This window comes from Pantoea sp. AN62 (genome assembly GCF_050432985.1).
In the GTDB taxonomy this organism is placed as follows: Bacteria; Pseudomonadota; Gammaproteobacteria; order Enterobacterales; family Enterobacteriaceae; genus Pantoea; species Pantoea brenneri.
Genome location: NZ_JBNPYB010000001.1, coordinates 180,746 through 193,206 on the forward strand (window position 1 = coordinate 180,746; position 12,461 = coordinate 193,206).

Below are 12,461 nucleotides of genomic sequence, written 5' to 3' on the forward strand. Positions count from 1 at the left end.
CACTTTCTGGAGTATACGATGGCACGTTCCTGGTTCCCGCAATGGCAAAAGAAGTCGGCACTGAGTGAAAACGGCATTATTGCCCCGGATGAAACGCTGCCGATGGGGCAAACGCTGATTCTTGGTTTGCAACATGCAGTCGCGATGTTTGGCGCAACGGTACTGATGCCGTTGCTGATGGGCCTGGACCCTAACCTGGCGATTCTGGTGTCGGGGATTGGCACCCTGCTGTTCTTTTTGATTACCGGCGGTCGGGTGCCCAGTTACCTTGGCTCCAGCGCCGCGTTTGTCGGGGTGGTGATCGCCGTGACCGGTTTCAGCGGTCAGGGACTGAACCCTAATCTCAGCGTGGCGCTGGGTGGCGTAATCGCCTGTGGCCTGGTTTATACCCTGATTGGGCTGGTGGTGATGAAAGCCGGTACCCGCTGGATTGAAAACCTGATGCCGCCAGTGGTGACGGGCGCGGTGGTGATGGCCATCGGGCTGAATCTGGCCCCGATTGCGGTGCATGGCGTATCCGGATCCTCGTTTGACAGCTGGGTGGCGGTAATGACGGTGCTCTGTATTGGCGTGGTGGCGGTATTTACGCACGGCATGATACAGCGCCTGCTGATCCTGATTGGGCTGATCGTGGCGTGGGCTCTCTATGCTCTGCTGACCAACGGGCTGGGACTGGGCAAGCCGGTCGACTTTACGCTGCTGGCGCAGGCACCGTGGTTTGGCCTGCCGCACACCACCGCGCCAGCTTTTGATCTGCAGGCGATGGTGATGATCGCGCCGGTAGCGATCATTCTGGTGGCGGAGAATCTTGGTCACCTGAAAGCGGTGGCGGGAATGACCGGACGTAACCTTGACCCGTATATGGGGCGGGCATTTGTCGGCGACGGTCTGGCAACAATACTCTCCGGCTCGATCGGCGGCAGCGGCGTAACCACCTATGCAGAAAATATCGGGGTGATGGCGGTGACTAAAGTCTACTCAACGCTGGCGTTTGTCGCCGCGGCGATCATTGCCATTCTGGCCGGTTTCTCGCCGAAGTTTGGCGCGCTAATCCACACGATTCCGGCGCCGGTAATTGGCGGAGCATCGATTGTGGTGTTTGGGCTGATTGCGGTGGCAGGGGCTCGCATCTGGGTTCAAAATCACGTTGATTTCAGCCAGAACAGCAACCTGATTATGGTCGCCACCACGCTGGTGCTAGGTGCCGGTGACTTTGCGCTGAAGATAGGTTCATTTACCCTCGGCGGTATCGGCACCGCCACCTTCGGCGCCATTATCCTTAATGCGATTCTGCGCCGACGCGGCGTGACGCTACCGGATAAGCCACTGGCGCGACAGGAGGGCTAACTATTCCTGCGATTCCTGCGGTGTGGTCGCTGGCTGCACCGCCTTCTTCCGTTTCAGCCGCAGCTCACTGACAATCACGCCGCAGACAATCAGCGCCCCGCCCAGCAACGCCAGGGCTGGCAAACGCTCACCCGCTATCCGCCCGACCACACCCGCCCAGACCGGTTCACCGGCATAAATCACCGTCGCCCGGGTCGGTGAAACGCTGCGCTGCGCCCAGTTCATCGTGACCTGAATTAAGGCGCTGGCTGCGCCAAGTCCCAGCGCGCTGAGCAGTAGCGGCGTCGAAAGCACCGGAACCGTTTCACCATTGGGGATCATCAACGCAAAAGCGCACAGTGATGCCACCGCCAGCTGTATCAGAGTAACCCGGCGGACATCAACCTGACCGGCATAGCGGCTGATTAAGATGATCTCGGCCGCGATCGCCAGGGTACTGAGCAGGGTCGCCAGTTCACCGGCGTTCAGGCTGATGCGGCCATCCTGCGGCCCGGCTACCAGCAACAGGCCGGTAAATGCCAGCACGATACCGATCCACGACATCAGCCCCGGCGGACGGCGTAAAAACAGCCATTGCAGCAGCGGTACCACCGGCACATAGAGCGCGGTGAGAAACGCCGACTGGCTGCTGGAGATGGTCTGCATTCCCCAGGTTTGTAAGCCGTAACCTCCGGCAATCGACAGGCCAATCAGGGTGCCGGCTTTAATTTCCAGCCAGCTGATAGCGGCCAGATAACGGCGGAAAAACAGTGCCAGCAGCAGCGCCGCCGTAGCAAAGCGCAGCCCGACGAAGAAAAAGGGACCGGAGTGTTGCATCGCACGGTGCACCACCAGAAAGGTGCCGCCCCAGACCATGGTAATAAACAGTAATACCAGCTCCTGGCGCGTAAGGCGCAGGGATAAACCGCGGAGTGCGTCCGACATAATTCACCTGATGATGGATTCGGGCTTATTGTGCGGAGTGAACAGAGGAAAAGCAACGGCGTTGACCGCCGGTGTTTACCGGCGGAACAGAGGTTTATTCATCATCGGTTTTTTTACTGCTGCTGCGCCCCCCTTTTTCGCCAGCACGGGCAGCGCGTTGCGGATCGTTTTTGAAATTCCCGCCGCTGTTTTTACCGCCTTTCCGCCCCGCTTCTGCAGCACGTTCACGGTTTTCGGCGAAATTTCCTGAACCTCCACGATGTGATGCCATGGTCTACTCCTGTCGCGTAACGCGATAAATGAGGAAAGAAAGCAACCTGTGGCTGACGGCAATAGCACCGCTTTCAGCCATGCTTAAAGAATAGCCAATTTCTGTTTTTGCTCCTGCGACAGTCACATTTAGCAACAGACTATTCACCCTCAGTTTGATTAAACAACGCACATTCTGTCGCCTTACAACCGATTGCCTGGCGGTTTATTACCCGACTGCCGAACGCCTGACCCGCGCTTCGCCCACGTGAAACGAAAGCTCTTCTATACTTTTCAGGACGTCAAACCGACCCGGAGAGATCAATGGCTAAGATTCTGGTGCTCTACTACTCAATGTATGGACATATCGAAACGATGGCGAACGCGGTTGCAGAAGGCGCTCGTCGGGTGCCTGGTGCGGAAGTGGATATCCTGCGGGTGCCAGAAACCATGGATGCCGAGCGCTTTGCGCAGGTGGGCGGTAAAACCAATCAGGCGGCTGCAGAAGCAACCCCTGAGGTGTTGACGCAGTATGACGCCATTATCGTCGGCACCCCGACCCGCTTCGGCAATATGTCAGGTCAGATGCGCACCTTCTGGGATCGCACCGGTGGACTGTGGGCATCGGGGGCGCTGCATGGCAAGGTCGGCAGCGTTTTCACCTCAACCGGCACCGGCGGCGGCCAGGAGCTGACGATTACCTCGGTCTGGACCACCCTGGCGCATCACGGCATGGTGATTGTCCCGATCGGCTACGGCACGCAGGAGTTGTTTGATATTTCCCGGACTCGCGGCGGTACGCCTTATGGTGCCTCTACCCTGGCGGGCGGGGATGGTTCACGTCAGCCCACGGAAGAGGAACTGAACATCGCCCGCTATCAGGGTGAGCACGTTGCCGGGCTGACCGTAAAACTGAAGGACTGATTTCATCGAAGGAGAACATTATGGCTACTGAACAAGCAAAAGCACATCACGTTGGCGAATGGGCCAGTCTGCGTCATACCTCGCCTGAAATCGCCGAGGCCATTTTCGAAGTGGCAAATTACGATGAGCGGCTTGCAGAAGAGATCTGGCGCCAGCAAGGCAGTGACGACGTGCTGATTCGCGCCTTTGAAAAAACCGATAAAGATGTCCTGACCTGGGATGACAAAACAGTAGAACGAAAAAACGTGTAATTCAGGGGCGGGAATTTCCCGCCTCGACTTTTTAACTGACCAAGGAGCACGCTATGTCTTCCTATCAAAGCATTAATCCCGCGAACAACCAGGTGCTGAAAAGCTGGCCCTCCCATGATGAGGCGGCCGTCAGCCATGCTCTGGAGGTCGCCGATCGCCTTTACCACTCAGACTGGAGCAAAGGCGATATTCAGCCGCGTCTGCAGGTGTTGCACAAACTGGCTGATCTGATTGATAGCCGTGCGGAAGAGCTGGCCACCATCGCCAGTAAAGAGATGGGCAAGCTGATTGGTCAAAGCCGCGGCGAAGTAAAAATTTGTTCGCAGATTGCGCGCTACTATGCTGAAAACGCCGAACGTATTCTGAAACCGCAGCCCTACCCTAGTGAACTGGGCGAAGCCTGGGTTGAGTATCATCCGATTGGTGTGCTGGTGGCGGTTGAGCCGTGGAACTTCCCTTATTACCAGTTGATGCGGGTGCTGGCACCTAACCTGGCGCTGGGTAATCCGGTGCTGGCGAAACATGCCAATATCGTCCCGCACTGTGCCGACGTGTTTGAAAAGCTGGTCCGCGAAGCCGGTGCGCCTGAAGGTGCCTGGACTAACCTGTTTATCTCGACCGATCAGGTTGCGGATTTGATTGCCGACGAGCGGGTTCAGGGCGTGGCGCTGACCGGTTCGGAACGGGCAGGCAGCGCAGTCGCAGAGCAGGCCGGTAAGCATCTGAAAAAGTCGACTCTCGAACTGGGCGGCAACGATGTTTTTGTCGTGCTGGATGATGCCGATCTCGATGAAGCGGTGCGTCAGGGCGTGCAGGCTCGCCTGAGCAACTGTGGTCAGGTTTGTACCGCTGCCAAGCGCTTTATCCTGCATGAAAAAATTGCCGATCGTTTTATCAGTCAGTTTAGCGCGGCGCTGAGTTCCGTCACGCTGGGCGATCCGCTGGATGAGAAAACCACGCTGGGCCCGCTTTCGTCCAGTGATGCGCGTGACCGTCTGGTGAAACAGGTGGACGAAGCCGTGGCGCATGGCGCGCAGCTGGTCACCGGCGGCAAAGCGGTCGCGGGCGTGGGCTGTTACTATCAGCCTACCCTGCTCACCGGTATTACGCCGGATAACCCGGCCTATTATCAGGAGTTCTTCGGCCCGGTTGCGCAGGTCTACGTGGTTGGTGACGATCAGGCTGCTATCGCGCTGGCCAACGATTCACACTACGGTTTAGGCGGCTCGGTCTGGACCCGCGATATCGCCCGTGGTCGCAAGCTGGCGTCAGCGATTGAAACCGGCATGGTGTTCATCAACTCGCAAAGTGATACCTCGGCAGAGCTGCCGTTTGGTGGGGTTAAACGTTCCGGCTATGGCCGTGAGCTGTCAGACCTCGGCATTAAAGAATTTGCCAATCAGAAGCTGGTGGTGGTCGCCGGCTAACCGGACGTCAGCCATAAAAAAACCCCGTTTCGACGGGGTTTTTTATTTTACCGCGGCAGGAAAACTTACTGCGCTGCCGTTGCCACTGATTTCGCGTCGTTGCTTTGCGCGGCGGTTGGGGCCTGGCTGGCTGTCGCGTTGTCGGCTTTAGCTTTTTCAGCCGCGGCTTTCTCAGCGTCTGCTTTCTCTGCTTTGGCATTCTCGGCCGCCGCTTTATCGGCTGCTGCTTTATCGGCTGCTGCTTTGGCTTTTTCGGCTGCCGCTTTGTCAGCCGCTGCCTTATCTGCTTTGGCTTTTTCAGCGGCTGCTTTGTCCGCTTCAGCTTTCTCTGCCTTCGCTTTTTCAGCGTCTGCTTTGTCCGCTTCAGCCTTCTCTGCTTTGGCTTTATCGGCGTCAGCTTTGTCGGCCTTCGCGTTGTCAGCCGGCTTATCGGTTGCGCTGTTAGCCGCTGCAGCAGCCGGTGCCGCATCGCTGTCAGGCTGAGCCGCTGCCGGTTTTGGTGCGGCCGCAGGTTGCATTGGGGTCCCCTGCAGCGCGCTATTTAACGCCTGCGAGAACTGATCCCAGCTGCAATAGCCATTCGCATCTGTCTGACAACCGGTCAGTTGCAGAGTAACGCGCTTCGGCGGATTTTTCAGGCTCAGTACATCGGCATCACGCAACTGATCGGCGGTCTGGTAAACGTACTCGACCTTCAGCAGATCTTTATCATTTTTGGCATCGTGCCAGCGCTCAAATACCACCTGACCGCCAATCGGCGTTTTTTCATAGGTATCAGGCAGCTCATACGGCTTCACCTGCAACGCACTCAGTAAGGAGGCGATGTTGGAGTCGTGGCCAACCATCAGGGTCACTTTTGGCGCATTGGCCTTGTCCTGATCGACTAACTGGCTACGGATGTAATCCACCAGCGGGGCCGCCACTTCCCGGGCAATCGTCGGGCTGGTGAACAGCGTATCCTGATAACCATTTTTAATCGCAGACAGCTCTTTCCACTGCTCAGGCGTTTTGATCTGGCCCCAGGCAACCTGATCCAGCGGGAAACCTTCATAATATTGCAGCGTAAAGGCATCCATCAGCGAGTTACCCACTTTTAACGGGCCACTGACGTTTGGTTCTTTGCCATTTTCCGCGCTGAAGCTGTTCTGGCCGCTGCTCAGATCACACTGCTTTTTGTTGTTACACGCCGGAGAGGATTTGTAGTCAACGATCTTTTCCAGTCGCTGGAAAGCGGGCTTCAGCGCCAGCTTTTCATTAGCGGCAGCCATGTCAGCCAGCGCTTGCTTGTTGAACGCTTCGCTGCCATCGGTGATGACCGGATTGAAGATAGGATCCATGGTTCCCATCGCGTCCTGATGGGTGACGGCAACATCACAACCCGGGAAGGCACCATTCACAAAGAACTGGGCGGTGGCGACGGTACGCTGCAGGCTATTGGCGTAAACGAAGACGTTATTGCTATCAGGGCAGCTGCCATTCTGCACCAGACCCTGTTGCGCCAGCCACTGACGGGTGTAGTTACCCATGTAGATTTCCAGCACGCCGCCTTTGGTGGTCAGTTGTCCACCGGGCACATCCCATTGCGGCCAGCTTTTTTTAGTCGACTGCTCCAGCACGCTGCCATTATCCGCCAGCGGCGCACGCAAATTATGTCGACTTAACATCAGCACCTGTTGCAGTTGCATATCGCCATCAGCGGCGAAGGCTACCGTTCCGACAGGTAATGCTGCCAGCACTGATAATGCGCAAAGACTCAGTTTCTTGATCATTGTGCCTATTCCATTCATTCAGTAGAGAAACACTCTGGCTATCAACCGATTAGCTCGCCTCAGAGCGAAGTGCTAAACAGTGTAACCCAGCTCATCCAGGAAAATCGCCAGATGTTTACAAAAACAGTGAGTGGACTATAGCAGAGATGCGCCGGGCAGATGAACGCTGCCGCCCTCATCAGAAAGCTAAACGGGAGAATTTCGGAAATGCGGAAGACGGATCGCAGAAACAGAACAGGCCAGCACATTGTGCTGGCCTGTTCTGTAAAATGTGGCGGAGGAGGAGAGATTCGAACTCTCGGATGGTTTCCCATCGGCGGTTTTCAAGACCGCTGCCTTAAGCCGCTCGGCCACCCCTCCGTTTTGTAACATTACTGCATAAGCAAAATCATCATCAGACATTTTGCCGCTTTATCGCCTGAGCAGATAAAGTGGCGGAGGAGGAGAGATTCGAACTCTCGGATGGTTTCCCATCGGCGGTTTTCAAGACCGCTGCCTTAAGCCGCTCGGCCACCCCTCCGCAATGACGCGCACTATAAACATCCCGTTTAGCGATGTAAAGCATCGATCAATTCATTCGCCTGAAAAACAGTCAAATTGCTGTTATTCGATGTCAAAATCGCCACTCTGCTCAAAGAATTAGCGGAATAACGCGTAAAGAAGGGTAAAACGCCTTTTCCCTCATTATTGCACTGCGTATTCTCAGCGCATATTTAGTGTTCTGCTAAAAGGAGCGCAACATGGAAAGAATTGTTACTTCATCGCAGTCGTCACTGCTGACGACCCATAAGGTCCTGCGTAATACTTATTTTCTGCTCGGCCTGACGCTCGCCTTCTCGGCGGTAACCGCTACGGCCAGTACACTGCTGGCCCTGCCTGCACCAGGACTGATCCTGATGCTGGTCGGCTTCTACGGTCTGATGTTTCTGACGTACCGTCTGGCCAATAGCCCGATGGGTATTCTGGCCGCTTTCGCCTTTACCGGCTTTCTTGGCTATTGCCTTGGTCCTATCCTCAGTTCGTTCCTGACTGCCGGCATGGGCGATGTGATTGCGCTGGCGCTGGGCGGTACTGCGCTGGTGTTCTTCTGCTGTTCGGCATATGTGCTGACCACCCGCCGCGATATGTCGTTCCTCGGCGGAATGATGATGGCCGGCTTTGTCGTGCTGCTGGTGGCGGTTATCGCTAACCTGTTCCTGCAACTGCCGGCGCTGCATCTGGCTATCAGCGCACTGTTTATTCTGTTCTCAGCCGGTGCGATTTTATGGGAAACCAGCAATATCATTCACGGCGGCGAAACGAACTATATCCGTGCAACGGTCAGCCTCTATGTCTCGCTGTATAACATCTTTATCAGCCTGCTGAGCATCCTCGGCTTCTCGCGCAGTAACTAACCGGTCACTGCCCGCGAAATCTGCTCAACCCCGCTTCGGCGGGGTTTTTGCTTTTTCCGGTGAGCGAATTTGGTAAAATACGCCGTAATTAATCAAGAGGACCGAACGTGAATTTCAACGGTAACGAAATCGCCGTCGATGCCGAAGGCTATCTGAAGCATCGTGACGACTGGAGTGAGGCACTGGCCAGCCAAATCGCCGACCAGGAAGGTATTGTGATGACCGAAGCACACTGGGAAGTGGTGAATTTTGTGCGGGCGTTTTACCTCGAATACAACACCTCGCCAGCGGTGCGGATGCTGGTTAAAGCAATGGCACAGAAATATGGCGAAGAGAAAGGCAACAGCCGCTATCTGTTTCGGCTGTTTCCTGAAGGGCCGGCCAAACAGGCGACCAAAATCGCTGGTCTGCCCAAACCGGCCAAATGCCTGTAACCCGGACTTTTAGTCAGCCGGTGGTAAAACCGCGCGGTGGCTGAGCGGGCTGATGTGGTTCTACCAGCACCTGGTCAACCCGGGCGCTGCGCGGCCCGCCCGCTTTTAGCCAGCTGATTAACGCATCAACCTGTTCAGACTCACCGCAGGCCAGCACTTCAACGCTGCCATCGTCCAGATTACGCGCATAGCCCTGCACGCCGAGCGTTTTTGCCTCGGCCTGAGTGCTGTAACGAAAACCGACGCCCTGTACGCGACCGTGAACCCACGCTTTGACACAGGCTACTGACATTTTTCACTCCTGCTGCTGTTCGTTGCAATTTCCCGTTATCCACCGGACAATGGCGCCTCATTTTTTCAGGTAAGCATAGCAAACTATGACAGTCAGATTGATTCTCGCGAAGGGACGTGAAAAGTCCCTGCTCCGTCGCCACCCCTGGGTCTTTTCGGGTGCGGTTGCCCGTATGGAAGGCAAAGCGCAACTGGGCGAAACCATTGATGTTTGTGACAGTAACGGTAAATGGCTGGCCCGTGCCGCCTGGTCACCTCAGTCGCAGATCCGTGCCCGCGTCTGGAGCTGGCAAGCTGATGAATCCATCGACATCGCCTTCTTTGTCCGCCGTTTTGAACAGGCGCAACAGTGGCGCGAATGGCTGGCTGCCCGAGATGGTCTGGATAGCTACCGGCTGGTTGCCGGTGAATCAGACGGTTTACCCGGCGTCACCATCGACCGCTTCGGCAACTTTTTAGTGATGCAGCTGTTATCTGCCGGGGCGGAATATCAGCGTCCGGCGATTATCTCGGCCTTGCAGCACTGCTTCCCGGGCTGCGCCATCTATGACCGCTCTGATGTTGCGGTGCGTAAAAAAGAGGGACTGGAACTGGCGCAGGGCACCGTCACCGGTGAGATCCCGCCGCCGCTGCTGCCGATTACCGAACATGGTATGAAGCTATTGGTGGATATTCAGGGCGGCCATAAAACCGGCTATTACCTCGATCAGCGCGACAGCCGTCTGGCGACGCGCCGCTACGCCAAAGATGCCCGGGTGCTGAACTGCTTTTCCTATACCGGTGGATTTGCCGTCTCTGCCCTGATGGGCGGCTGTAAAGAAGTGATCAGCGTTGATACCTCACAGGATGCGCTGGATGTAGCGCGTCAGAACGTTGAACTCAACCAACTGGACGTGTCACGCGCCCGTTTCGAACGGGATGATGTTTTCAAACTGCTGCGTCGTTACCGTGACGCGGGCGAAAAGTTTGATCTGATCATCATGGATCCGCCGAAATTCGTTGAGAATAAAAGCCAGTTGATGGGCGCCTGTCGTGGCTATAAAGATATTAATATGCTGGCTATCCAGTTGCTCAACCCAGGCGGCATTTTGCTGACCTTCTCCTGCTCCGGCCTGATGGCGACCGATCTGTTCCAGAAGATCATTGCCGACGCGGCGCTGGATGCCGGACATGAGGTGCAGTTCATTGAGCAATTCCGTCAGGCGGCTGACCATCCAGTCATTGCCAGCTATCCGGAAGGTCTCTACCTGAAAGGTTTCGCCTGCCGGGTAATGTGACTTGAAAAAGTGGCTCCTGACCCCATATTGGATCAGGAGTACTTTTTTCGGAGGTCACTATGATTGCCAGTAAATTTGGTATTGGTCAGCAGGTTCGTCATCGTTTGTCCGGTGTGCTGGGCGTTATCGTCGATGTCGATCCGGAATACTCGTTAGATGAGCCTAAAATTGAAGACGTTGGCGCAGAAGAGAAGTTGCGCAGCGCGCCCTGGTATCATGTAGTGATGGAAGATGAGGAAGGCGATCAGGTGCATACCTACGTTGCTGAGATTCAGCTTGCCGGTGAAACCAGCGTTGAGCATCCGGAACAGCCGTCAATGGATGAACTGGCTGCGTCAGTCCGCCAGCAATTGCAGGCCCCCCATCTGCGACATTAATCTGTGGCGGCACGGTTTGCCGCCACGTCTGCTCTGTTAACGCGTGATTCCCAGACGCGGAATCTCAATCTTCGGGCAGCGATCCATAATCACCGTCATGCCCGCATCCTGTGCCAGCACCGCCGCCTGTTCATTAATCACCCCCAACTGAAGCCATAGCGTATCCGCGCCCGCCGCGATCGCTTCCTGCGCGACGCCCCATGCGGCTTCAGAATTGCGAAACACATCCACCATATCGATTTTCCCGGGCACCTCAGCCAGGGTGGCATAAGCCTGCTGTCCCAGCAGCGTTTTACCCGCCAGTTTCGGGCTGACCGGGATCACCTCGTAACCCTGATCGAGTAAATACTTCATCACCCCATAACTCGGGCGCTCCGGGCGGTCGCTTGCGCCCACTAAAGCGATTCGCCGGGTGCGTGTCAGCACATCACGAATTGTCTGATCGTTCATTGTTATCTCCTTTCTGGCCTGCGTTGAGTGTAGATTGGCCTGGTGGTTCACGGCTAAGCCGGCAGCGAAATTAATTGAACCGGCGCACGAATAAATATGTTCAAATGTAAATTAACTGCCATAATGTAAGAATTTGCTACACACCTTCCCTTGCGCCCACTGCTACTGGAGTTGAAATGAAGCTGTCGCTGGCTGTCACGGGGTTGTTAACACTCCTCGTCTCGGCGTCTTGTTCTGCCATCACCTTAAAGCTCGATCCGCAGATTGACCTGTTAGTGCTGGATGGCCGAAAAATTTCAGGCTCGCTCCTCAAAGGCGCTGACAGCTTAGAGCTGGATCGCGGTCAGCATCAGTTTCTGTTTCGGGTTGAAAAGCAGCGCAACGATCGGCCGGATATGGTTCAGCGCTACCAGTCGGTACCGATGATCGTTACGTTTACCGCCGCCGCCAAAACCATCACCATTAAGCTGCCGCCACTGGAGACGAAACGCGAGCGTTACCATTTCGATCGCAGCCTCAATTTCCAGCTGGTGGATGAGCACGGCAAAGAGATTATCAGTATGCGTGACCATCTGCCGGCCAGCGCCACCGCGGATATGGAAAAGGCGATGCTCAACTATAATCGCACCGGTCAGGTCGCCTCCGTGCCGCAGTTTGCCCGGCAGGTAAAGAGTTCCGCCCCCTCCGCCCGGTTAACTGCCGATCTTGCCTGGACCACCCAGGCGGAATTGCCCTCGCTACATCGCTGGTTTCAGCGTTTCGATGAAGCAACCCGCCAGCAGTTTATGACGCTGGTCAAAATGTTGCGTACGAGTTGATAGAGAGGAAAGGCCAGGGGTAAACTCATGCCACCGATTCTTCCGCATGAGACTTATCAGGAAGCCTTTATGGAACAAACCGTTCGTACCCTTGGCATAAAAAAACATATCGCACTGGTCGCCCATGACCATTGCAAAGCCGCGTTACTCGACTGGGTTAAACAAAACCAGGCCGCTCTCGAACCGCATACCCTTTACGCCACCGGCACCACCGGCACGCTGATCAATCGGCATACCGGTTTAACCGTTAACGCCATGCTGAGTGGCCCGATGGGCGGCGATCAGCAGGTTGGCGCAATGATCTCCGAAGGCAAAATTGATGCGCTGATGTTTTTCTGGGACCCGCTGAATGCGGTGCCGCACGATCCGGATGTCAAAGCGCTGCTGCGCCTGGCGACCGTGTGGAACATTCCGGTCGCCACCAACCGCTCAACCGCCGACTTCATTATTCAGTCGCCACTGTTTGCCGGCGCGGTCGATATTATGATCCCCGATTATCAGCGCTACATGGCAGAACGCCTGAAGTAAT

Annotated in this window: 15 protein-coding genes and 2 tRNA genes; 10 read left to right on the forward strand and 7 right to left on the reverse strand. The window is 55.8% G+C overall.

Translation table 11 applies throughout. The annotated features are described in order from the left end of the window. The first annotated feature begins 18 nt into the window (after nucleotides 1–18). Entirely contained in the window at nucleotides 19–1,347 is a 1,329-nt protein-coding gene (rutG, locus tag FHW04_RS00960; protein WP_089561073.1) for a pyrimidine utilization transport protein G, read from the forward strand. Here the strand turns inward: rutG and FHW04_RS00965 are convergent, their stop codons facing one another. Beyond that, the gene (locus FHW04_RS00965; RefSeq protein WP_046288407.1) at nucleotides 1,348–2,271 is read right to left on the reverse strand and encodes a DMT family transporter; all 924 of its coding nucleotides are present in this window, start codon (nucleotides 2,269–2,271) and stop codon (nucleotides 1,348–1,350) included. Nucleotides 2,272–2,365: 94 nt separating this feature from the next. Then, nucleotides 2,366–2,542, reverse strand: a complete 177-nt coding sequence (locus FHW04_RS00970; protein ID WP_069728130.1) for a general stress protein — start codon at nucleotides 2,540–2,542, stop codon at nucleotides 2,366–2,368. Between the two features lie 302 nt (nucleotides 2,543–2,844). Between FHW04_RS00970 and wrbA the strand changes: the two genes are divergently transcribed. From wrbA to FHW04_RS00985, 3 genes are read left to right on the forward strand one after another with little or no spacing between them, the layout of a single operon-like run. Then, on the forward strand, nucleotides 2,845–3,444 hold the full coding sequence (gene wrbA / locus FHW04_RS00975) for an NAD(P)H:quinone oxidoreductase (protein WP_089561074.1): 600 nt from the start codon (nucleotides 2,845–2,847) through the stop codon (nucleotides 3,442–3,444). A gap of 20 nt (nucleotides 3,445–3,464) precedes the next feature. Continuing rightward, nucleotides 3,465–3,695, forward strand: a complete 231-nt coding sequence (locus tag FHW04_RS00980; protein WP_031376101.1) for a YccJ family protein — start codon at nucleotides 3,465–3,467, stop codon at nucleotides 3,693–3,695. 53 nt (nucleotides 3,696–3,748) lie between these two features. After that, entirely contained in the window at nucleotides 3,749–5,122 is a 1,374-nt protein-coding gene (locus FHW04_RS00985; RefSeq protein ID WP_031376102.1) for an NAD-dependent succinate-semialdehyde dehydrogenase, read from the forward strand. Nucleotides 5,123–5,187: 65 nt separating this feature from the next. Here FHW04_RS00985 and agp read toward each other — a convergent pair whose 3' ends face one another. The 3 genes from agp to FHW04_RS01000 all read right to left on the reverse strand — a co-directional run bounded on the left by agp (nucleotide 5,188) and on the right by FHW04_RS01000 (nucleotide 7,411). Next, nucleotides 5,188–6,891, reverse strand: a complete 1,704-nt coding sequence (gene agp / locus FHW04_RS00990) for a bifunctional glucose-1-phosphatase/inositol phosphatase (RefSeq protein ID WP_094106254.1) — start codon at nucleotides 6,889–6,891, stop codon at nucleotides 5,188–5,190. 272 nt (nucleotides 6,892–7,163) lie between these two features. Beyond that, nucleotides 7,164–7,251: transfer RNA gene (locus FHW04_RS00995), tRNA-Ser, on the reverse strand. 72 nt (nucleotides 7,252–7,323) lie between these two features. After that, a tRNA-Ser gene (locus tag FHW04_RS01000) sits at nucleotides 7,324–7,411 on the reverse strand. Between the two features lie 220 nt (nucleotides 7,412–7,631). On the opposite strand from FHW04_RS01000, the gene yccA reads away from it, so the two are divergent. Further along, nucleotides 7,632–8,285 (forward strand): FtsH protease modulator YccA, encoded by a 654-nt coding sequence (gene yccA, locus FHW04_RS01005; RefSeq protein ID WP_031376104.1) that lies wholly within the window; start codon nucleotides 7,632–7,634, stop codon nucleotides 8,283–8,285. 107 nt (nucleotides 8,286–8,392) lie between these two features. Continuing rightward, entirely contained in the window at nucleotides 8,393–8,719 is a 327-nt protein-coding gene (locus tag FHW04_RS01010) for a TusE/DsrC/DsvC family sulfur relay protein (RefSeq protein ID WP_031376105.1), read from the forward strand. Nucleotides 8,720–8,732: 13 nt separating this feature from the next. On the opposite strand, the gene yccX is transcribed toward FHW04_RS01010, so the two are convergent. After that, on the reverse strand, nucleotides 8,733–9,011 hold the full coding sequence (yccX, locus tag FHW04_RS01015; RefSeq protein WP_031376106.1) for an acylphosphatase: 279 nt from the start codon (nucleotides 9,009–9,011) through the stop codon (nucleotides 8,733–8,735). Between the two features lie 85 nt (nucleotides 9,012–9,096). Here yccX and rlmI point away from each other — a divergent pair, with 85 nt between their 5' ends. Further along, complete coding sequence (gene rlmI, locus FHW04_RS01020) at nucleotides 9,097–10,287, forward strand: 23S rRNA (cytosine(1962)-C(5))-methyltransferase RlmI (protein WP_046288409.1); 1,191 nt, start codon at nucleotides 9,097–9,099, stop codon at nucleotides 10,285–10,287. Nucleotides 10,288–10,346: 59 nt separating this feature from the next. Beyond that, on the forward strand, nucleotides 10,347–10,664 hold the full coding sequence (hspQ, locus tag FHW04_RS01025) for a heat shock protein HspQ (RefSeq protein ID WP_031376107.1): 318 nt from the start codon (nucleotides 10,347–10,349) through the stop codon (nucleotides 10,662–10,664). Between the two features lie 36 nt (nucleotides 10,665–10,700). Here the strand turns inward: hspQ and FHW04_RS01030 are convergent, their stop codons facing one another. Beyond that, a complete protein-coding gene (locus tag FHW04_RS01030) occupies nucleotides 10,701–11,114 on the reverse strand; it encodes a CoA-binding protein (protein ID WP_069728126.1) in 414 nt (137 codons plus the stop codon). A gap of 176 nt (nucleotides 11,115–11,290) precedes the next feature. On the opposite strand from FHW04_RS01030, the gene FHW04_RS01035 reads away from it, so the two are divergent. Continuing rightward, a complete protein-coding gene (locus FHW04_RS01035; protein WP_089561075.1) occupies nucleotides 11,291–11,932 on the forward strand; it encodes a YccT family protein in 642 nt (213 codons plus the stop codon). A 69-nt stretch (nucleotides 11,933–12,001) separates the two neighbouring features. Further along, nucleotides 12,002–12,460, forward strand: coding sequence for a methylglyoxal synthase (gene mgsA, locus FHW04_RS01040; protein WP_031376110.1), 459 nt, complete (start codon nucleotides 12,002–12,004; stop codon nucleotides 12,458–12,460). The last annotated feature ends 1 nt before the right edge of the window (nucleotide 12,461 follow it).

Excerpts from the sequence above, each read along its gene's own strand:
- FHW04_RS00970 (WP_069728130.1), bottom strand. The coding sequence starts at position 2,542 with ATGGCATCACATCGTGGAGGTTCAGGAAATTTCGCCGAAAACCGTGAA.
- hspQ (WP_031376107.1), top strand. The coding sequence starts at position 10,347 with ATGATTGCCAGTAAATTTGGTATTGGTCAGCAGGTTCGTCATCGTTTG.
- mgsA (WP_031376110.1), top strand. The coding sequence starts at position 12,002 with ATGGAACAAACCGTTCGTACCCTTGGCATAAAAAAACATATCGCACTG.
- FHW04_RS00965 (WP_046288407.1), bottom strand. The coding sequence starts at position 2,271 with ATGTCGGACGCACTCCGCGGTTTATCCCTGCGCCTTACGCGCCAGGAG.
- rlmI (WP_046288409.1), top strand. The coding sequence starts at position 9,097 with ATGACAGTCAGATTGATTCTCGCGAAGGGACGTGAAAAGTCCCTGCTC.
- rutG (WP_089561073.1), top strand. The coding sequence starts at position 19 with ATGGCACGTTCCTGGTTCCCGCAATGGCAAAAGAAGTCGGCACTGAGT.
- yccA (WP_031376104.1), top strand. The coding sequence starts at position 7,632 with ATGGAAAGAATTGTTACTTCATCGCAGTCGTCACTGCTGACGACCCAT.
- FHW04_RS01035 (WP_089561075.1), top strand. The coding sequence starts at position 11,291 with ATGAAGCTGTCGCTGGCTGTCACGGGGTTGTTAACACTCCTCGTCTCG.
- yccX (WP_031376106.1), bottom strand. The coding sequence starts at position 9,011 with ATGTCAGTAGCCTGTGTCAAAGCGTGGGTTCACGGTCGCGTACAGGGC.
- FHW04_RS00985 (WP_031376102.1), top strand. The coding sequence starts at position 3,749 with ATGTCTTCCTATCAAAGCATTAATCCCGCGAACAACCAGGTGCTGAAA.
- FHW04_RS00980 (WP_031376101.1), top strand. The coding sequence starts at position 3,465 with ATGGCTACTGAACAAGCAAAAGCACATCACGTTGGCGAATGGGCCAGT.
- FHW04_RS01030 (WP_069728126.1), bottom strand. The coding sequence starts at position 11,114 with ATGAACGATCAGACAATTCGTGATGTGCTGACACGCACCCGGCGAATC.
- agp (WP_094106254.1), bottom strand. The coding sequence starts at position 6,891 with ATGATCAAGAAACTGAGTCTTTGCGCATTATCAGTGCTGGCAGCATTA.
- wrbA (WP_089561074.1), top strand. The coding sequence starts at position 2,845 with ATGGCTAAGATTCTGGTGCTCTACTACTCAATGTATGGACATATCGAA.